The 20,020-nt window shown below is 40.9% G+C and carries 17 protein-coding genes and 1 pseudogene; 11 read left to right on the forward strand and 7 right to left on the reverse strand.

Going from position 1 to position 20,020, the window contains the following annotated elements; translation table 11 throughout:
• Positions 1-126 precede the first annotated feature (126 nt).
• The 3 genes from cpaB (at position 127) to AAEY93_RS19195 (ending at position 2,940) form a co-directional block, all read left to right on the forward strand.
• Positions 127-762: a Flp pilus assembly protein CpaB gene (gene cpaB, locus AAEY93_RS19185; protein ID WP_351079129.1), complete on the forward strand. Its 636-nt coding sequence runs from the start codon at positions 127-129 to the stop codon at positions 760-762.
• Between the two features lie 224 nt (positions 763-986).
• Positions 987-1,814: a transposase gene (locus tag AAEY93_RS19190; RefSeq protein ID WP_351079132.1), complete on the forward strand. Its 828-nt coding sequence runs from the start codon at positions 987-989 to the stop codon at positions 1,812-1,814.
• Positions 1,815-1,962: 148 nt separating this feature from the next.
• A complete protein-coding gene (locus tag AAEY93_RS19195) occupies positions 1,963-2,940 on the forward strand; it encodes a transposase (protein WP_351079135.1) in 978 nt (325 codons plus the stop codon).
• Between the two features lie 193 nt (positions 2,941-3,133).
• On the opposite strand, the pseudogene AAEY93_RS19200 reads toward AAEY93_RS19195, so the two are convergent.
• Positions 3,134-3,421 (reverse strand): annotated as a pseudogene (locus tag AAEY93_RS19200) (IS4 family transposase); the annotation flags it as partial.
• A gap of 157 nt (positions 3,422-3,578) precedes the next feature.
• Between AAEY93_RS19200 and AAEY93_RS19205 the strand changes: the two are divergent.
• From AAEY93_RS19205 to AAEY93_RS19215, 3 genes are all read left to right on the forward strand, one after another.
• Positions 3,579-3,890, forward strand: coding sequence for a hypothetical protein (locus AAEY93_RS19205; protein ID WP_351079138.1), 312 nt, complete (start codon positions 3,579-3,581; stop codon positions 3,888-3,890).
• Positions 3,891-3,963: 73 nt separating this feature from the next.
• Positions 3,964-4,995 (forward strand): hypothetical protein, encoded by a 1,032-nt coding sequence (locus AAEY93_RS19210; protein WP_351079141.1) that lies wholly within the window; start codon positions 3,964-3,966, stop codon positions 4,993-4,995.
• Positions 4,996-5,049: 54 nt separating this feature from the next.
• A complete protein-coding gene (locus AAEY93_RS19215) occupies positions 5,050-5,655 on the forward strand; it encodes a hypothetical protein (RefSeq protein WP_351079144.1) in 606 nt (201 codons plus the stop codon).
• A gap of 16 nt (positions 5,656-5,671) precedes the next feature.
• On the opposite strand, the gene AAEY93_RS19220 is transcribed toward AAEY93_RS19215, so the two are convergent.
• The 4 genes from AAEY93_RS19220 to AAEY93_RS19235 form a co-directional block, all read right to left on the reverse strand.
• Entirely contained in the window at positions 5,672-7,651 is a 1,980-nt protein-coding gene (locus AAEY93_RS19220) for a hypothetical protein (protein WP_351079147.1), read from the reverse strand.
• 177 nt (positions 7,652-7,828) lie between these two features.
• Positions 7,829-8,461 carry a response regulator transcription factor gene (locus AAEY93_RS19225; RefSeq protein ID WP_351079150.1) on the reverse strand — a complete coding sequence of 211 codons (633 nt, stop codon included), beginning with the start codon at positions 8,459-8,461 and terminating at the stop codon, positions 7,829-7,831.
• A 365-nt stretch (positions 8,462-8,826) separates the two neighbouring features.
• Entirely contained in the window at positions 8,827-9,708 is an 882-nt protein-coding gene (gene rluF / locus AAEY93_RS19230; protein ID WP_351079153.1) for a 23S rRNA pseudouridine(2604) synthase RluF, read from the reverse strand.
• 149 nt (positions 9,709-9,857) lie between these two features.
• Positions 9,858-10,763, reverse strand: coding sequence for a DUF72 domain-containing protein (locus AAEY93_RS19235; protein ID WP_502959568.1), 906 nt, complete (start codon positions 10,761-10,763; stop codon positions 9,858-9,860).
• Positions 10,764-10,978: 215 nt separating this feature from the next.
• Between AAEY93_RS19235 and AAEY93_RS19240 the strand changes: the two genes are divergently transcribed.
• Positions 10,979-14,026, forward strand: coding sequence for a transglycosylase domain-containing protein (locus AAEY93_RS19240; protein WP_351079158.1), 3,048 nt, complete (start codon positions 10,979-10,981; stop codon positions 14,024-14,026).
• An 82-nt stretch (positions 14,027-14,108) separates the two neighbouring features.
• Here the strand turns inward: AAEY93_RS19240 and AAEY93_RS19245 are convergent, their stop codons facing one another.
• Entirely contained in the window at positions 14,109-14,549 is a 441-nt protein-coding gene (locus AAEY93_RS19245; RefSeq protein ID WP_101032851.1) for a DUF3429 domain-containing protein, read from the reverse strand.
• Between the two features lie 316 nt (positions 14,550-14,865).
• Here AAEY93_RS19245 and AAEY93_RS19250 point away from each other — a divergent pair, with 316 nt between their 5' ends.
• Positions 14,866-15,351, forward strand: coding sequence for a GNAT family N-acetyltransferase (locus AAEY93_RS19250; RefSeq protein ID WP_157822216.1), 486 nt, complete (start codon positions 14,866-14,868; stop codon positions 15,349-15,351).
• Positions 15,352-15,362: 11 nt separating this feature from the next.
• Here the strand turns inward: AAEY93_RS19250 and AAEY93_RS19255 are convergent, their stop codons facing one another.
• Positions 15,363-15,545 (reverse strand): hypothetical protein, encoded by a 183-nt coding sequence (locus AAEY93_RS19255; RefSeq protein ID WP_124014212.1) that lies wholly within the window; start codon positions 15,543-15,545, stop codon positions 15,363-15,365.
• A gap of 277 nt (positions 15,546-15,822) precedes the next feature.
• On the opposite strand from AAEY93_RS19255, the gene AAEY93_RS19260 reads away from it, so the two are divergent.
• From AAEY93_RS19260 to gloA2, 3 genes are all read left to right on the forward strand, one after another.
• Positions 15,823-17,097, forward strand: a complete 1,275-nt coding sequence (locus AAEY93_RS19260) for a DEAD/DEAH box helicase (RefSeq protein ID WP_101032848.1) — start codon at positions 15,823-15,825, stop codon at positions 17,095-17,097.
• 248 nt (positions 17,098-17,345) lie between these two features.
• Entirely contained in the window at positions 17,346-19,415 is a 2,070-nt protein-coding gene (locus tag AAEY93_RS19265) for a PhoX family protein (RefSeq protein WP_351079164.1), read from the forward strand.
• Between the two features lie 163 nt (positions 19,416-19,578).
• Complete coding sequence (gene gloA2, locus AAEY93_RS19270) at positions 19,579-19,965, forward strand: SMU1112c/YaeR family gloxylase I-like metalloprotein (RefSeq protein ID WP_351079167.1); 387 nt, start codon at positions 19,579-19,581, stop codon at positions 19,963-19,965.
• Positions 19,966-20,020 lie beyond the last annotated feature (55 nt).

Below are 20,020 nucleotides of genomic sequence, written 5' to 3' on the forward strand. Positions count from 1 at the left end.
CAGTATTGTATTTTATCGTTTTTTGACATGATTGTTTTCCTAGATTTAGTTAGGAAATAATCATGTCACATTTGAAGATTATTGGTATGTGCGGTTAATTGAGCGCTTACGTATGAGGGGCAAGTTGTGAAACACAATATGATAGCAGGTGAACCTTTGCTTAGTCATTATGTTGCAGGTCTGGGTATAGAAAGCTTTTCTGATTTACTGCGAGAGGGTGAAAGGGCTGTTACATTAGAAATTGATAATTTAAACTCTGCTTCTGGAATGGCGCTACCCGGCGATATTGTAGATTTATTACTGGTTACAGAGAAAGTGGTTGAGGACTCTGAAGAGTTAGCTGATGAACCATTAAAGCAAATTGAACCACTTTTACAAAAAGTGAGAATTCTTTCAGTAGATAATATTTCCCTCGTTTCACAAACTCAAGACTTTAAAATGTATGGGTATGAAAAGGATTTCTTAGAATATTCAACAATTACAGTTGGTATAAATTTTAAAGATGCTGCAAAAGTTATTTTAGCTAAAGAACTTGGTGAGATTGTGTTCATGTTAAGAAATAGTAGTGATAAAACAAAAGTTTCAAATAGAGCCATTACAAGTGATTTCAAGCAAGGGAGAATAAAAAATTCTTCAAGGAGTTATAAATTATATACATCATCAAAAATATCTAATGGTGAAATAAAGCCGATCACAGTGAATGTTATCTCTGGTCAACAATCAAGATTAAGTCGCAGCGTTGCAGTCTATAGCAATCAATAGCATGGCCACCCAGAATTATTGGCCAAATATTAAACACTCAACTACGCTTTATTTACCCTTCCTAAATGGTATTTGAAGATGGCCAGACCAAGACAAACTATCGTTAGCTTAGAAGACACGCCTTACTATCACTGTCCAATTAATAGCATGGCCACCCAGAATTATTGGCCAAATATCAAACAATCAACTACGCTTTATTTCCCCTTCCTAAATGGTATTTGAAGATGGCCAGACCAAGACAAACTATCGTTAGCTTAGACGACACACCTTATTATCACTGCTGCTCGCGGGTCGTGCGTAAAGCTTTTCTGTGTGGTTTTGATAACTCAACAGGCGAAAACTTTGAACATCGACGAAAATGGGTTGATTCGCGCATTCTAGAGTTAGCGACCATTTTTGCCATCGACATTTGTGCTTATGCCGTGATGAGCAATCATCTGCATGTGGTGTTAAAGGTTGATGCTGACAAAGCAAAACAATGGTCAGATAAAGAAGTGCTAATTCAATGGCACAAAGGCTTTAAAGGGACCTTACTGACACATAAGTTCGTAAAAAGTGAAGACCTGAATGAATTTGAATTAATGACGGTAAATGACAGTATCACCCAATATCGACAACGCTTAATCGATATTAGCTGGTTTATGCGCTCACTCAGTGAGCCGATAGCCCGAATGGCCAACAAAGAAGATAAGTGCACTGGCAGGTTCTGGGAAGGACGCTTTAAATCTCAAGCACTATTAGATGAAGTCGCAGTATTAGCTTGTATGGCTTATGTTGATTTAAATCCTATTCGCGCCCAAATGGCCACCACACCCGAAAGCTCAGACTATACCAGTATTCAGCGTCGAATAAATTCAGCGATAAAAGGTGAGCAACCAACAGAATTATTGCCTTTTGTGGGTAATGAGCGCTTAAACATACCTAATGGGTTAATGTTCAGTGTAAAAGACTACATCGTACTGGTTGAAGACAATAGCATGGCCACCCAGAATTATTGGCCAAATATTAAACACTCAACTACGCTTTATTTACCCTTCCTAAATGGTATTTGAAGATGGCCAGACCAAGACAAACTATCGTTAGCTTAGAAGACACGCCTTACTATCACTGTCCAATTAATAGCATGGCCACCCAGAATTATTGGCCAAATATCAAACAATCAACTACGCTTTATTTCCCCTTCCTAAATGGTATTTGAAGATGGCCAGACCAAGACAAACTATCGTTAGCTTAGACGACACACCTTATTATCACTGCTGCTCGCGGGTCGTGCGTAAAGCTTTTCTGTGTGGTTTTGATAACTCAACAGGCGAAAACTTTGAACATCGACGAAAATGGGTTGATTCGCGCATTCTAGAGTTAGCGACCATTTTTGCCATCGACATTTGTGCTTATGCCGTGATGAGCAATCATCTGCATGTGGTGTTAAAGGTTGATGCTGACAAAGCAAAACAATGGTCAGATAAAGAAGTGCTAATTCAATGGCACAAAGGCTTTAAAGGGACCTTACTGACACATAAGTTCGTAAAAAGTGAAGACCTGAATGAATTTGAATTAATGACGGTAAATGACAGTATCACCCAATATCGACAACGCTTAATCGATATTAGCTGGTTTATGCGCTCACTCAGTGAGCCGATAGCCCGAATGGCCAACAAAGAAGATAAGTGCACTGGCAGGTTCTGGGAAGGACGCTTTAAATCTCAAGCACTATTAGATGAAGTCGCAGTATTAGCTTGTATGGCTTATGTTGATTTAAATCCTATTCGCGCCCAAATGGCCACCACACCCGAAAGCTCAGACTATACCAGTATTCAGCGTCGAATAAATTCAGCGATAAAAGGTGAGCAACCAACAGAATTATTGCCTTTTGTGGGTAATGAGCGCTTAAACATACCTAATGGGTTAATGTTCAGTGTAAAAGACTACATCGTACTGGTTGAAGATACTGGTAGGATTATTCGACAAGATAAGCGCGGTGCCATTAGTTCAAGCAGCCAAGATATTCTTAATAGACTCAACATCCCTGCCGAGAACTGGCTAAAAATTACTACCGAGTTTGGCGCGTTATTCAAAGGCGCAGTAGGGGCTTTACCTGCATTAACTGACTATTGTGAACATTTAGACCGAAAGCGACGACAAGGCGCTTCAAATTGCCAGCGTTGGTTGTGTGCTTAAGGCTTAATGTCGAGAAAACTATAATGTTTTTAACACTTTGGTTGGTATCGGTCAAAGTGTTGCCTTGATTTTGGCCTATAAGCTGATTATCAAGTTTAAAAACTTATTTGCTGTTTAAAAGGATGTATTTTGGTTTTTGTATAGTCATAAAAGGCTATCGTAATTCAAGTGAAAAGGCAGTAAGTTATTTCATTATAAAAATGGGTGGCATTTTTGGTATTCCGACGAGCAAGCAGGTCATACGAGTATAAGTGACCTCAATATCACGATGAAGATAAGGATTACTACAAAGCCTATCAACACGCTTAATCTTATGTTTTTCCTTGGCTTTACTTTCAATATCACGGCCAAGCCCTCTGATTGATAATGCTCCACCATTCATTGAGCTTTCAATTGCAGAGAACAGACTTTGTCGGCGAGTTTTGTGCATTAACGGGGTGACAAGTGAGAGGCATTTTGATAAAACTTGTTTTGCATTCATGGCATTTACTCGTGGTAATTTTTGTTTAGCGATAAATTTGATCACCAAATGCCATGAATGTTCCTCAGTTTTTAACCTATCTCATTATTTTTATTCATTCTTTTGTGGGGATTCGTCAGGGTCCGATGCTAACCTAAAGGCCGTCTGCCAAGACTATATGGTTAATAGTTATTTAAAAAATGATCCGGATTTATTCTTTCATTTATTACTTAAATCGATGAAAAAAATGGAGCCTATGCTTGAGAAAGATTGGCCAGAAGGACACCTAAAACGCTTTGGTGCTAAGCCATTAACAGAATATGACCTATTTGAAATGAAGGATGAAATTAAGAAATCTGAGTATGAAGGGCTTCAAACCAAAAATATTAAAATAAGATATAAAGCAGGGATCATGACGTTTGACAGGGGAACTTCCTGTTATTTTAAACGCCATGAGGATGGCCGATGGTATTTTGGTAAAAAGCCTTAACTAAGTCAAATAGCCCTATTGTTAAATCAATAGGGCTTTGCTTTTTAATGCTTAAAGCATATTAAAGGGATTTATGAGTTATAAAATTTGTAAGCAGACAGATCATAGCATTGTGCTGCAAGATACAGGTGGCATTATCGGCTTTATTTTTGGTATTGGTATGGCCGCCATGGGGGCAGGTGTTATTTATTTAGGTTGGTTTGGCTACCAAGATACGGGCGAGATATTCATGCCACTCATTATAGCCCTTGTCGGCAGTTGTTTATTCTTTCCTATGTTTAAGCGTAACCGATTAACGATTGATGCGACCCGTAAAGAGGTGGTGAAAACAAAGTCCTGGTTCGGTATTACCAAAGAGAAAGAGATTGTGACTAATAATAATCTTTCATTACTCGAAATGTCTGGTTTCATTACCGGTGAATTTAACGCTTTTTTAGATCGTCAAGAAAGCGTTATGCATCATTATGCGCTTAAGTTTTATAGCTTCCCTGAATGGCATATCACTATCAGAAATGTTTCAACCATGATCAATATCGTGATGTTTTTTGAAAAACACTTTGATACCGATTTGGCATTAGTTGTTCAGCATAAAAGGCATAAATTTAGTACTAAAGGGTTATTAAAAGACCATAAGCCCACTGCACTTCCAACAGGTGGTTTAGTACGCGAATCTGGCTTTCAGCAACTGACTGTAGGCGGCATGCCTTTTACATCATTAAGATTTTGGCTGTTTGCGATGAGTACCATAGGCATATCATTTTTTATTTCGATATTTATATTATTCTTTTCTGAATCCGCTTTTACGCCTTATGTATCCTTGCCAGTTCAATATGCTTTATCAGCGTTACTGATTGGTTTTTTTTCTTGGGTATTTTTTTACCGCGCAGCGGGGACAAAACTCAGAATTTATAATGATAGTTTGATTGTTAAACATGGTGTGTTTAACGAAAAAACCTATAAACGTTCAGATATCATTGGCGTAGTAAACATTACTAGAAATACGTATTTAGTAACTCGACTAGGTGCCGAATGGTTAGCTTTTAGATTACCAACTGAGCACAGCTATGCCATTCACAGCTGGTTAATGCCATACCTTAAACGCTGAATAGGATATTGGCTCAAGTCACTTATTTAAATCTCTACTAACAGGATGTTATCGATGAACATGATGAAAAAAACCAGCTTACTGGTGGCCATTACTACTGCCATTACCACAATGAGTTTTGCTGCATTGGCTAGTAACCAAGTTGCTATTGATGCATTTGAAGCTAAAACCAAACCCATAGCACAAGATGCAAAAGTGCTATCCGATAAGCAGCTAGTCTTGATGCAAGAGTTTAATCAGCTCATGGATTCTGGCAATGCGTCGGCTGTATTCCAAAGTGGCAAGGTGCAAGAATTACAAGCACTCGGTGAGCAGACGTTGGTGCAAGCTAGGTTGTTTGTAAAAGAGTATGAGCAGTTTTTATCGCAATTACCTGAAACATCTACCTGTTATACGCCAGAAAACGTCACAGAATATAACAGCTTGATTGATGAGGTCTCTGCTAATAACCAGTCGTTATCTGAATTGAGCGCTACAGTATCCCCCGGCGATAATGCAGGTGCCACCATGGCGTTATTAAATGTACAAATGCATGCAGGACGGGTTAGCTCTTTTGTGCAAATGTTCCAGTTGGTGAAGATGTGTTATATAACCGAAGCCATGGGCTATACCAAGCAAGATGTAGAACGTATGCAAGCTGAAGAGGATGACGAGCAGTAAAGCTAGGCGTGTAGATCTATTTTTTAATGGTTGTATGTTTTTTTAGCGTTTGATCACATATCGCTTTTATCATTATTGCTATTGGCAATTTTAAAGATAAACAAGGCAATATGATTAAAGCTAGATAATATTTCGCTGCTGAATGAATAAACCCCCATAAACCAACGCTATGGGGGTTTTTATTTCTATCAGTAGCGGCCTTTATTGACCAAAAAATCAATGGCTTGACTTGGTCGTAAAGGTGTTGATACAAGGTTTGGGTAAACCCTGTGTTGTTATCAAACGTTACCGATACATTATTTGCTGTAGATGTTTGCATTGCTTTATTGAGTTCAACTTCAATCAGTTGTTGGTTATCAAGTACAAAGTAGTCTGGATACACATATTGTTGTGCAGAGCCTTCGACGATTTCAGCCACTTCAATTAATAACTGATCACTCGGACTATTGCTTTTAGTCATTTGAAAACGTTGTTCAATACTGCCATCATCGTCAAGCAGTGCAATAGTTTGATTTTCTTCATCTATGCTAATATTGTCTGGGAAATAAAAATCAAATAAGATTTCCGCAATCATAGTAGTAGAGAGCGTTTCTTCAGTCACAAAGCTTGATAGCTCATAAGTTTGATAGTCATCAACGACACGACACATAACGTCGGCTGTTTGAGTTATGTTTAATCGATATAAAGTGTCAGGCCAAGTTAATGTGTCTAACTTTAAGATTTCTGGGGACATATTTAAAACCGATTGCCAATATTCACTATTATTTGCGCCAGTAATTTTATCTATATCGATGGTAATAGGCACACTCGTTCCAGCATATACCGTATTGAAAGTGTTACCTGTAATGGTAGGTTCAATTACTGGTCCATTGTCTTCGGTATACCAGCGCTTATCAGTTTTGTTCCAGCATTCAGTTTGAGTATCATCTTCCTCATCCTCTCTTAACGTAACCTCAAAAGCAAACTCCAGATTAGGTTGCCTAAATACCCAGTTCAGAGCTTTTGTATTATCAGCATTTTGTATTGAAAAAGCATTCACATCAGAAGATAAGGTAAGCGATAAGGTATTTGTAAAGCCGTTTTCATTAATGATGTTACCAAGCACAATATCCCAATCATTTTGTGACAAAATACGTGAATCAATCGGTAATTCAGTAAATCCTAAAGCTATAGCGGCGTTACTAAACAGTATGTTGGCTGCTAAAGTAAATACGTCAGTTGAGAAAAATTCTTCTGCAGAAAGGCCACTATCACTTAATATTTGCCAAAGCTCAGCATAAATAGCATTAATAATTATTTCAGCAGCAATTAAGTTTGGTATTTGGGTCGCGATCACTTGTTGTAAATACGCAATAGCATATTCAAGACGAATAAAACTGGCTGTTGCTGAGGCTTCAGCAGAAACAGCATATAAGGTTGCTGTGTCTAACTGATATAAGGTTGCCTGCAAACCATCTAATTGAGTAGATAACTGGTTAATTTCGCTGTCAGACAGATTTTGACTCTTCATCTCCATCACACGAGAGAGTTTAATATGAGTCAGGTTGTTAATCGCCCCATTGTATTGTGGGCTAGCGATTAATGTGCCTTTCCCTGCATCACTAACGATAGATTTTGGCGCAGATCGGGTGGTTGAGTTTTTAATGTTAAGCGCTAAAGAGCGTGCTCGAATTGCTTGAGTTGCTTTTGCTGCTTCCCAGTTCGCCACTAAATAATAATCGGGTGTTTCAATTTCGCTGTTCCAATCAACTTGGTAGTTACCTTCATTATCCGTAATGGAATAGGGTTCATCGGTATCACAAGCTAGGTTTTTGTTTAAATCGGCGCAAACAGTCGCACCAAATAATGCACCTTGATATACCGCTAAACCGGTAACCTGGTGATTGTATTCTGATACAGGCGTTGTTGGTGTGCCAGAATCAGGTTGAGTAATGTCAGTACTAGAATCGTCGTCAGATGAACCGCAACCCACTAACATTGCGGCAGAAATTAACATGGCTAATAAGCTTTTATGATGTATTAATGTGTCCTTACATTATGGGTAGAGCTTTTTTGCTCTTATAGAGTGTATTTGAAACATAAAATTGATTCATACAAAGCAATGTATTAAGTCATCAATAGATTGCCGAGTCTGTTTTCGGTATTTAGTCGAATAATATTATTGTGGGAATGTTCAACTGGCAGCGAAAGCAAATAATTGACCACGATTTTTAATCTTGGTCTTTTTATAAATATTTTGGACATGCATTTTTACGGTATTAACTGAGATACTAAGCTCTTTGGCTATTTCTTCGTTGGTTAATCCATGCAATATGAGGGACAAGACTTGCTGTTCTTTTTTGGTGGTCACCGCGAGTATTTTGGCGCGATTACCTGAAGATGGAATACGCTTTCTTTGTAAAATGTATTTGGATACCGCTTTTGGGTGAAAACTAATGTCGCCATCATGTACTTTCTTGATGCTTTGTATTTGCTGAGCGATAGCGTCATCGACACTAATAGCACCATGAAATCCCGATGAAATAAAGATGACTTCTAATTCCACATTCAGCGCAGGACAGAATGCGATATGCAAGTCGCTTTTAAATAATTCGGCAGATAAGCAACCAATTTCTTGTAATGGATTCTCAAGATAATGAACCATAATGGTAGTGCCATTTTCGGCATTTTCGGCATTTGATTTTGTTGATAATGCGTTGTTGGCATTGGTTGAAATTAGATTAAATTCAATCAAATTCGCGAAGTGCCGAAATTGCCCATAAAGGTGATCAGGGAAATCTACGATTAAAAGATTATTGCTGAACATGTCACATTCCTTGTTTAAAAACCCAGCATCCTGTTGCTGTCATTTTTTGTTTTCACGACAATATTTCGTTTATATGCTTTAGCTAATATTGTAGAAAATCTATGCAGACCCTAACACGCAATATATAAATAGAAAAGAATTTTGTGTGAATTTTATTCAATGTTATTTTTTTAGTAAACTATATAGGAATATGTTTTTGTTAATCTTTACACAGTATTTGTTCATTTTTTTAGCACCAAAAATACAAGCCTACAGACTTTAAACCTATTGCATACGGTAAAGTGACTGTTTTTCGGTGTAAACCATATGTTATATCTTAAACCCGATATTAAGGATGTTGTGGTTGTTGCTGCATATGCTTGAGCTTAGCGTTTCGGTTTTCTTGAATGGCTCACTTTACCTTTATTTGCGGTTGGCTTTTTAGGCTTAGCCCCTCTACCTTGCATAAAGTGTTCTGGACCTTCAATTTTATCTCGTAAGCTTTGGTTAGGTTTTTTCTTGGCTTTTTTTGGCGAATTTTTGACTTCAGAAGATGAGTGTTCAATCAATTTCATTAAGGTGCTGAGTTCTTGTTCGTCTAAATCGCGCCACTCTCCTACAGGCAGCCCTTTAAGTGACACATTCATAATTGACTGACGTTCAAGCTTGGTGACTTCAACGTTAAAATGTTCACACATGCGGCGGATCTGACGATTAAGCCCTTGAACTAAAATGATTTTAAATACAAACGTTGAGACTTGTTCAACGTTGCACTTTTTAGTGGTGACACCCAGCATGGGAACGCCTGCTCGCATGCCGTGTAAAAAGGCTTCAGTAATAGGTTTATTGACCGTGACCAGATATTCTTTGTCGTGATTGTTACCTGCGCGAAGGATTTTATTGACCAAGTCACCATTGCTGGTGAGAAATATTAATCCTTGTGAATCTTTGTCTAAGCGACCAATTGGAAATACTCGCTCACTGTGGTTAACAAAATCGACAATGTTATCGCGTTCGGTGCTTTCGGTAGTACTGACTATACCGACAGGTTTATTTAGCACGATAAAGATTAAATCTGCTTCATCACGAGGGGCGATATCATGACCATTAACTTTGACTTTATCGCCTAATTCGACGGCGTCACCAATTTTGGCTCGTTTGCCATTGATAAAAACATTACCTTGTTCAATGTAGCGGTCTGCTTCACGACGTGAGCAAACGCCACTCTCACTAATGTATTTATTTAGACGGGTTGCAGATTCACTCATTGTGGTTCCTTTATCAACATAAACGCGCTGCGAGGGCAGACCTGATCGGCGCTGATAATATCATAAAATAGCAGCACAAAGAGCTAACAGTTTATTATCCCCAGCAGAGGTTATCATCTGAATTCTGGCCTATGTTATAAAAATGAGTCTTACAAATCAAAGCCCAGTTGCGTTGTTGTGTGCTGATGTTGAGGTAGCAAATTGATATCAGTGAGTGGCGATGAGCTGTGTTGCAGTTCTTGTTGAAGTAAACGGTACAAATCGACGGCTAATTGCGGCGCGCTGTGATTGTCTGGGGTGTGGATAAACAAATAGGGTTGCTTGTGTTGCGCGATCCATAAAGGTAACTGTTTAAGCCAGTTTTGGAAAAAGTGCACGTTGGCCTCTGCTTGCGGATGACCAATAAAGCGTACTACTGGATTGCTGGCCGTTGCGATTGCATGCACCGGCACATTGGGTTTTTTTTGATGAGCATCGATCACTGCAGAGGTCGTTGGTGGGGCGGCGAATACTGGGCGCGAGTCCATAATAATACGATTGCATTGATGGTTTATCAATAAACGGTTTAATGCTTGTTCGGCTTCTCCTTTGGCAAAAAAGGCGCTATTACGCACTTCTACCCCATAGGTTAACCCTTGGGGTACTTGTGTTAAAAATTGCGCTAATTGTGGCAAAGACTGTGGTCCAAAGCTGGCGGGAAGTTGAATTTTCCACATCCCTGTTCGGCTCATAAGGGGGTCCATTACCCTAAAAAATTGTTGTAAGGCTGGGCCTGCATTTTGTAACCGTAATTCGTGGGTGATATGTTTGGGCAGTTTAAAGGTAAATTTAAAACCGTCATGGGTTGCGGCATGCCAATTTTGGACATTTTGTAATGACGGCGTGGCGTAAAAGGTGGTATTACCTTCTACGGTATTAAATATTTGTGCATAGCGCGCAAGACGATGCGCTTGGCTATTGCCGTATATTGTTTTTTGCCATTGATTTTGTGACCACATGGCTAAACCTAATCGTAATGGTGGATAGGTTGTGGGAGTTGAAGTGCAGCTATCCAAAATAATCCTTAAATTAGCGGTAAGGGCTTTTATATAAAAACACCGATATTGTGGCAATAAAGGCTTAAAAAAACAGTATTTAGTTATTTTGTCTATATCTAATGGCTTTATCCATCTGATAAAATTATCACAAATTAGATCCGCTATGTGTTGAACATCTCAACCAAAAGTAAAATGGTGCATTATTGTGATTTTATGGGTTACATGGAGAGTTTGTGTCTAGTCCACATCCTGATAGTCAGTTTGATAATTTTCGACCTAATACATCTTCCGCCAAACCGACTCCGGTTCGTCGCAGTAAAGCGGGTTGGTTATTCATAGTATTATTGTTAGCAACGGCTTATCTGGTCGAATTTGAGGTGCGGACATCGTATTATCAATCTTATTTTTTGCATCAATATGCCACCAAATTAACCTATACATTACGTGATTATCGCAGTAATGCGGTGATTTACCCTAAATATGGCCCGTTTGATGATCGCCATGGTTATAGCCAATTACCGCAGAAAATAGCCCGCTTAATTGAGCGTAATTATCAAATTACTCAGCAAGTGGCATTTTCACCGATGTTGATGGATTATACCAACATGGGTTTTTTCCCGCCGTATCATGAAAAAGCACAATCAGGCTTATCGATAAAAGATTGCCGTGACATGACGGTATTCGATTTCTCATATCCTAAACGTGTTTATCAACACCAAGATAAGATCCCTTATCAAGTCATTAACACACTATTGTTTATTGAAAACCGCGAAATGTTGAGTCCAGAAGCTAACTATAATCCTGTGGTTGACTGGCCTCGGTTTGTGCTGGCTGGCGCGAGCCAAGTTGCTGGCAGTTTCGGGGCTGATATGTCTAAAGCGGGAGGCAGTACTTTAGCGACTCAAATTGAAAAATTTAGACATTCTAATCATGGTCTAACCTTGAGTATCAAAGATAAGCTATTGCAAATTGGTTCCGCAATAGTGCGAGTGTATCAGCAAGGTGAAAGCACCATTGGCGCTCGTCAACGCATCGTACAAGATTATCTCAACACAGTACCATTATCATCAGCTCCCGGTTTTGGTGAAGTCCATGGTATTGGTGATGGTTTATGGGCGTGGTTCAAAACTGATTTTAATCAGGCTAATCAATTATTATTGAGCCATCATACTCAACAAAATGCGGCACAGCGCGGCAAGGTGTTTCGTCAAGTCGTGGCATTAATGATAGCCCAGCGTCGGCCGTCGTATTACTTACTTCAAGGCCATGACAATTTAGAATCGTTAGTAGACAGTTATTTACGTTTATTGGGCAGTGATGGTCTGATTGAAACGCAACTAATGGTGTCGGCACTTGAGCAAACATTGCAATTTAATACCAGTAAGTTAGCAACCACTAACGTATCTAACAATAAAGGTATTAATGCGGTACGAATTCGTACTGCTGGGATGCTGGGGTTAAGTTTGTATGATTTAAATCGCTACGACTTAGCGATTAACAGCACGTTCCATGGTGATATACAGCAACAAGTTAGCGATTACTTACGCAGCTTAGCCTCTGAGCCAACCGCTGAGCGTATTGGATTGCTGGGTGAGCGTTTACTGTCCGTGCAACAGTTAGATAAAGTACTGTACAGTTTTACGTTGTACGAGAGTACCGACAGTGCCAACCGCGTTCGCATTCAAACCGACAGTATTGATCAGCCGTTTGATATCAATGAAGGCAGTAAATTGGAGCTAGGTTCAACGGCTAAATTACGGGTGTTAGCCACATATTTAGACATTATTGCCGAGTTACAACAGCGTTTTTCGGCCATGACGGTGGCTGATTTGCGCCAAGTGGATGTGGAACGTAAAGACCACATTACGCGTTGGGTCGTCGATTATTTGATGACGACTCGAGATCGCAATTTAACCCGGATGTTGGATGCAGCCTTACTGCGTGAGTATTCGGCCTCACCAAATGAGCGTTTTTTCACTGGTGGTGGTTTACATGTATTTAATAATTTTAATAGCAAAGAAAACAGTCGCGTACCAACGTTATATCAGGCATTACAAGAGTCAATAAACTTGCCATTTGTGCGGCTAATGCAAGACATTGTTAATTACAGCAGTAGTTATAACAGCGAAGGCAGTGTGTCGCAGTTATTGCGTAACGACAAAGATCCTCGTCGTGAAGAATACCTCAAAGCGTTTGCTAAACGTGAAGGCAGTTCGTTTGTAAAACGTTTTTATCGCAAATATCGTCAGCTGGCCCCAGAGCAACGCCTTGAGGTGTTGTTTGACGGGATTCAACAACAAGAGCATAAGTTAACGGCTGTTTATCGCTATTTAAAACCCTACGATGGCGTCCAAGAGTTAAAGGCCTTTTTAGTCAAACGCTTACCCGCAAAAGACTTTAGCGAGAAACAAATTAATCTGCTGTACAACAAATACGGTGAAGATAAATTCAACCTTGCGGATCAAGGTTATATTGCTCGGGTGCATCCGTTAGAACTGTGGGTATTGCGCTATTTAAATGACTACCCAGAAACCGGCCTGAGCCAAGTGTTAGAAGACGCGCAACCGCAATTACAAGAAGTGTATCGTTGGTTATTTCGAACCCGCCATCAAAATGCACGCGATGTGCGTATTCAAGTGATGTTAGAGGTCGAGGCCTTTTTAAGCATTCACCAACGTTGGGTAAGAATGGGTTATCCGTTTGAATACATGGTACCGTCATTGGGGTCTGCATTAGGTAGCTCGGGTGATAGACCTGCGGCGCTGGCTGAGCTAATGGGCATTATTCAAAATGATGGTTATCGTTACCCAACGGTCAGAATTGATGAATTACAGTTTGCTAAAGACACGCCTTACGAAGTGACGCTAGCCAACGACAAGCAAATGATCACCCGCGTAATGCATCAAGAAGTGGCCCGCGCGTTAAAGCGGGCGCTGGCAAATGTGGTTGAAAATGGTACTGCCAGAAGGCTCAAAGGTAGCTTGTTGGATAACAACGGCCAACCTGTGGTTATGGGCGGCAAAACCGGTACGGGTGATAACCGCATAGCGACTGAAATTCGTAATGGCCGCAAAGTGTCTTCAACGGCCATTAACCGCACTGCGACGTTTGTGTTCTATTTAGGCGATCATCATTTTGGTACCCTAACGGCGTTTGTGCCAGGGGAGAAAGCTGACGACTTTAGCTTTACTTCAGCACTGCCATTACAAGTGCTTAAAGGCATGATGCCTATTTTATCACCGATGATAAACCAGCAAGAGCAGTGTCAAACTGGCTTATAAGTTTTTGAGTTGAGCTATTTTGTGTGACAAATAAAAAGCTCATGCTTAGCTGCATAGGCTTGTTATTCGATTTAATCTTTTGCTAAACGCCTAACAGACTGAGCATGACAACCACATGGCATGTTACGGCGACAGAGGTTAATATTGTGCGTAATGTGAGATAGCCGTTGGTGGTTGATAATTGTTTGGCTTTAAATTCAACATATAATAAATACAGATGACCACTAGCGAGCAGAATAAGCGCGGATAATACAAACGGAGTTAACAGTGCAATCCAGCTTGCGAGTGCGATAATATTACTAATAATAAGTAACTTAGCGATATTGTCATCTAAGGTTAAGATTACCGCTTTGCCCCAAAGTGAACCGGCAACAAAACTTAAAATAATGGCACTGTAGCTCACAAATCCCAATATAGTATGTTCGGGTGCTAATAGGCTATGATTGAACGCCAACACACTGAGAATAATAAAAGGTAAAAGGCCAGCAAAGCCTAACCATTGCCACGTTTTAATGCTTTTCATCCTGTCATCCTTTAATGCATCTTGATACGATAAGTCATCGTCAAGCGTGTCGATAAATGAGAGTAATAACCTCAATACTGGATAATAATTGTTTATTAAACAGCCCTTTGTTTCGCGATCTAAGGTGTATCGGCTTACAATAGGCCTGCTATTGATGCGTCAATACGCTATGTTAGCAAAACACATGGCAAGTTTGAGATTGAAGACTTGAAATAAACCCGTTTTTTTAACGATTGATCTCATCTCTTATACAGATTTGAGGTTATATATAATATAAATGATCTTGGTGACACAACATAGAAAAGGCGAACCTGAAATGAATATTTCTCTTCATCCCATTACTGAAGCAGATTTAGATATATTGTTTGAATTTGAACACGACCCTATTGCTAATAAAATGGCAGATTTTCCGGCGCGTAAACGTAAAGCTTTTAACCTGCATTGGCAGCAAAAAGTATTGGCTAATGAAAAGGCTATAGCACAAGGGATTTGGATAGATGATGTTTTAGTGGGTAATGTCGTATCGTGGATTAATACCGACTCAGCCGCAAAGACCGATCCGCAAATGCGTTTAGTTGGGTATTGGATTGGACGTGAACATTGGGGCAAGGGCATTGCCACCAAAGCAGTGGAAATGTTTTTAAAGGAATTTATTTCGAGCCCTGTTTTTGCTTATATCGATAAACAGAACCAAGGCTCAGTAGCAGTAGCGTATGCCAATGGCTTTTTCGACGTTACAGCGCAGTATTCGCAACTCATCAGTAAAGACAATTTACGTTTATTCAGACGTGGTAACGTTTAACATTTAGTGGACTAATGATTGCTGCCGCCACATCCACCACAACAACTGCCACCATTACCTTCTTTTTTGGCAGTGTTTTCAGTTTGAGGCGCTTTGGTTTCTGTTGCATTCGTGTCATCGGCTTTAGGTGCCACATTGCTAACAGGTTCAGTTTGCTTGGCTGGCTTGAAAATACCGCTAATTGAAAAACTCATGGTAATACCTCGTAGTAGAGTCACTTGGTGGAATTTCGTGGTGAAAGCTTATGACGAAAGCTAAACATGCTTATTATTTGCATGTATTTAATTGTATAATTCCTACTTTTTTAGTCAAGTATTATCTTTCGCCATAAGCCTAACGTACTTGAGATGTGCTCAACATCACATTTAAGCGCCACTTTTATTGACGAGAATGCTGGCAAGTAAAGCGTAGAGCCTTTGTTTTGACCTGGATGAGTGTGGTAAACAGGCCATCCACATGTTTGGAGTTTGTATGTCTTTTGCCGCGTTATCATTAGATACCTTTTTGGTTAATCGCTTAGCTGAGCTCAATTATCAGCAACCGACCCCTATCCAATTACGCGCTATTCCGGTCATTTTAAGCGGTAAAGATGTGATGGCGGGAGCGCAAACAGGTACCGGTAAAACGGCTGCCTTTGCGTTACCAATACTGCACAATATATTGAGTCGACGTAATGTATCTATTGATCCCCATAGCGGTGCAGAAACACCCAGCGCCAAAGCGGTAATTAGCTGTTTAGTGTTGGTGCCCACGCGCGAATTGGCCCAACAGGTACAGTTGAGTATCGAGCAATACGCCAAAGGCAGTGATATTGGCTGTGTGATGGTTTATGGCGGGGTGAGTATTGGGGCTCAGGTACAACAATTAGCCGCAGGCACCGATATTCTTGTAGCAACACCAGGGCGTTTATTGGACTTATTACGTAAGCGCGCATTGTCGTTGTCGCAGTTAACCCATTTGGTATTTGATGAAGCGGATCGCATGCTGGACATGGGCTTTAAAGATGAAATTGTCGAGGTACTCAAGCGCTTGCCAAGTACACGGCAAACCCTATTATTTTCAGCCACCTTAGATGATCGTATGCTCAGCTTTAGTCGCCGTTTATTGCGCTCGCCGCAAGTGATTGAAGTGGCACAACGTAATACCACCGCTAGCCATATTGTCGAGCGGGTATTTAATGTCGATGCCAACCGAAAGTGCGCCATGCTGTGTCATTTAATTGCCCAAGAAAGCTGGCAACAAAGCTTGATATTTTGCCGTACTAAACAAGGCGCAGACGCATTGGTTAAGCAAATGAAGCAAGCTGGCGTAGCTGCAGAACCGTTTCATGCTGATCTGACTCAAGCCGTGCGCGAACAAGTGTTGGCTGCTTTTAAAGCGGGTGATGTGACCGCGTTAGTTGCCACCGATGTGGCTGCAAGAGGGTTAGACATTAACGAGTTAAATTTTGTCGTTAATATGGAATTACCGTTTCAAGTTGAAGACTATGTACACCGGATCGGCCGAACGGGCCGAGCGGGTAAGCAAGGCCAAGCTATTACCTTATTAAGTGTTGATGACGAGCCGTTACTGACTAAACTCGAAGCCTTTTTAGACCGCCGTTTACCGCAGCAATGGCTGGGCGGATTTGAGCCAGACCTTAATTTGATCGCTCCGGTTACCCGTAAAACAACTAAATCTGCATTAAAACAACAAGCACGTAAAAAAGCCCTAGCGGCATCATCTACTGGCGCTAAAAAACGCTAAAATCTATTTTTATGAGTCGTTAATATTCGTATTTAGTCATCTGTCGTTAGTCGTTAGTCGCCAGTATTAGAATTAGAGTGTGTATATTGATGTCATCAGATGCTGCGGTATCCTGATTGTCTTTTTATTGCCACATTTTTGTCATCCAGTTTGTACCTTTTTGTCACATTAGACGCTTATGTTAATTAACAAATAATTATACCTAATATTTGATCCGTTTTTTTTCAGAGCATAGCTAAGGACAATTTATGAGCAAGGCGACATTTGATCCAACTCGTTTTAACAACAGCAAAAATACTCCTTTCAATGAAGTGATGGATAATCATCTATCTCGTCGTAATTTTGTTAAGCGTGGTCTAGGCCTTAGTGCGATGACTGCGTTTGGCGGATTCGGATTAAGTGCTTGTGGTTCTGATAACGACACCGCAGCGCAAACCCCGACACCGCCTAGTGCCGCTACAGCGCCAGTTGCACCAATTCAGAGTTCTGCGGTATTAGGCTTTGAGTCTATTGCAGGGTCTAAAACCGATGCTGTGGTGGTTCCTGCAGGATATTCAGCTTATGTGCTAGCGCCTTGGGGAACACCATTAAATTCAAAAGCGGCAGCATGGAAAGCCGATGGCAGCAATACCGCTATAGACCAAGCAAACTCTGTCGGGATGCACCATGATGGTATGCATTTCTTCCCGCTGAATGATGCGGCAGATGACGGTTTATTGTGTATCAACCATGAATACATCGACCAAGATGCATTGCACCCAAGCGGCCCAACGTTTGATGCTGATGGTAAGCGCAGCGTTATTGATGAAATCCGCAAAGAAATCAATGCCCATGGTATTTCAGTTGTACGGATTAAATTAGTCAACAACCTATGGCAAGTGGTCGAAAACGACAGCCATAACCGCCGTTTCACCGGCGCAACCGTGATGGATATCGCCGGTCCGTTAGCGTACAGTTCATACCTTGAAACGCGTTATTCTCCCGACGGCAGTCAAGCGCGCGGTACCTTAAATAACTGTGGTAATGGTTATACGCCTTGGGGCACTTATCTAACCTGTGAGGAAAACTGGCCAGGATATTTTGTTAATAAAGGCGCGTTAACCGAGCAACAAACTCGAATTGGTATTTCTACCTCTGATACTCGTTATGGCTGGAACCATTTAGCCGGTGATGACGACGAGCGTTTAGACGAGTTTGCTCGTTTTGATGTCACGCCAACAGGCTCAAGCGCGGCGAACGATTACCGTAACGAAGCTAATGGCCACGGTTATATTGTTGAAATTGACCCATACAATCCAAACTCTCGCGCGACTAAGCGTACTGCATTAGGTCGCTTCCGCCATGAAGGTTGTGCCTTTGGTAAGCTTGAAGAAGGCAAACCCATTTCATTCTACTCAGGCCATGATTCACGTTTTGAATATTTATATAAATATGTCTCTGACGCAGCATGGGATCCCGTCGATGCCAATAGCACAAATCGCTTAACGGTAGGCGATAAGTACATGAATGCCGGGACCTTATATGTGGCTAAGTTTACTGAAGACGGTATCGGAGAGTGGCTACCGCTAACATTAGATGGCGTGACGACAGACGGTAGCACCCTTGCTGGTACTTTTGATTCGCAAGCGGCGATTATCTTAAATACTGCTGGCGCGGCGGATTTAGTCGGTGCGACACCGATGGACCGTCCAGAGTGGACAACGGTTGATCCGTTTACCGGCACTGTTTACTTAACGTTGACCAACAATACCAAGCGTACCGACAGCACTAACGTTGCCAATCCCCGTTTAAACAATAGCTTTGGTCATGTCATTCGTTGGGATGAAGGTGATTCGGCTACTGAGTTTAGCTGGGATATCTTTGTCTTTGGTTCACCTACTGATGGTGATGCCGAAACAAATTTATCTGGCTTAACGGACTTAAACCAGTTTGCTAGTCCAGACGGTGTAGCGTTCGATCAACGGGGTATTTTGTGGGTACAAACCGATAACGGTGCCTCTGAAGTTACTGAAGCAACCAACGATCAAATGTTGGCGATTGTACCTTCGGCCATGCTTGATGCCGATGGTAACCAACAAGTGGTAACGGCTGAAAACCAAACCCAGCTTAAGCGTTTCTTTGTTGGCCCTAATGGTTGTGAAGTCACCGGTTTTGCGATTACGCCAGACTACACCACAGTATTTGCTAATATTCAGCATCCTGGCAACTGGCCATATTCTGATAAAGCTGACCAAGCCACACCAGCTGGCACTTTGGTGCGTCCACGTGCCGCAACTGTAATGATCCGTAAAAATGATGGTGGTGAAGTGGGTATATAATCCGCAGCCATAAATGGGCGGTTACTTAGCGACAATCTAACGCTCAATGATGTAAATTGCCCATATGTAAACTAGGATAAAACCCTGATAGACTTGCGCTATCAGGGTTTTATGTTTTGTGTATAAAGCATTTTTTGCCAAAAATAGGTTTACAAGGACAGCCATGTTAAACGGAATTCATCATGTCGCGATTATTTGTGCCGATTACCCACGTTCAAAAGCGTTTTATACGCAAGTTTTAGGGCTTAAGATTATTGCTGAGCATTACCGCCAAGCCCGTGATTCTTACAAACTTGATTTAGCCTTACCCGATGGCAGTCAAATTGAATTATTTTCGTTTAATGGCGCGCCGCCAAGACCCAGTTATCCCGAAGCACAAGGCTTGCGTCATTTAGCGTTTAAAGTCGATGATATTAACTCGGTGGTGGCTCATTTGCAGGCTTATGATGTGGTGGTTGAACCGATCCGTATCGACGAATATACTGGAAAATACTACACCTTTTTCAGTGATCCAGACGGTCTACCGTTAGAGCTTTATCAATTGAATTAATGTCAGTTATTTAAACAACTGTTTCTGATGGGTATTAATCCTGTTACGGTGACAG

The sequence above is a fragment of the Shewanella sp. CAL98-MNA-CIBAN-0140 genome, from assembly GCF_040309905.1.
GTDB lineage: Bacteria > Pseudomonadota > Gammaproteobacteria > Enterobacterales > Shewanellaceae > Shewanella > Shewanella psychromarinicola.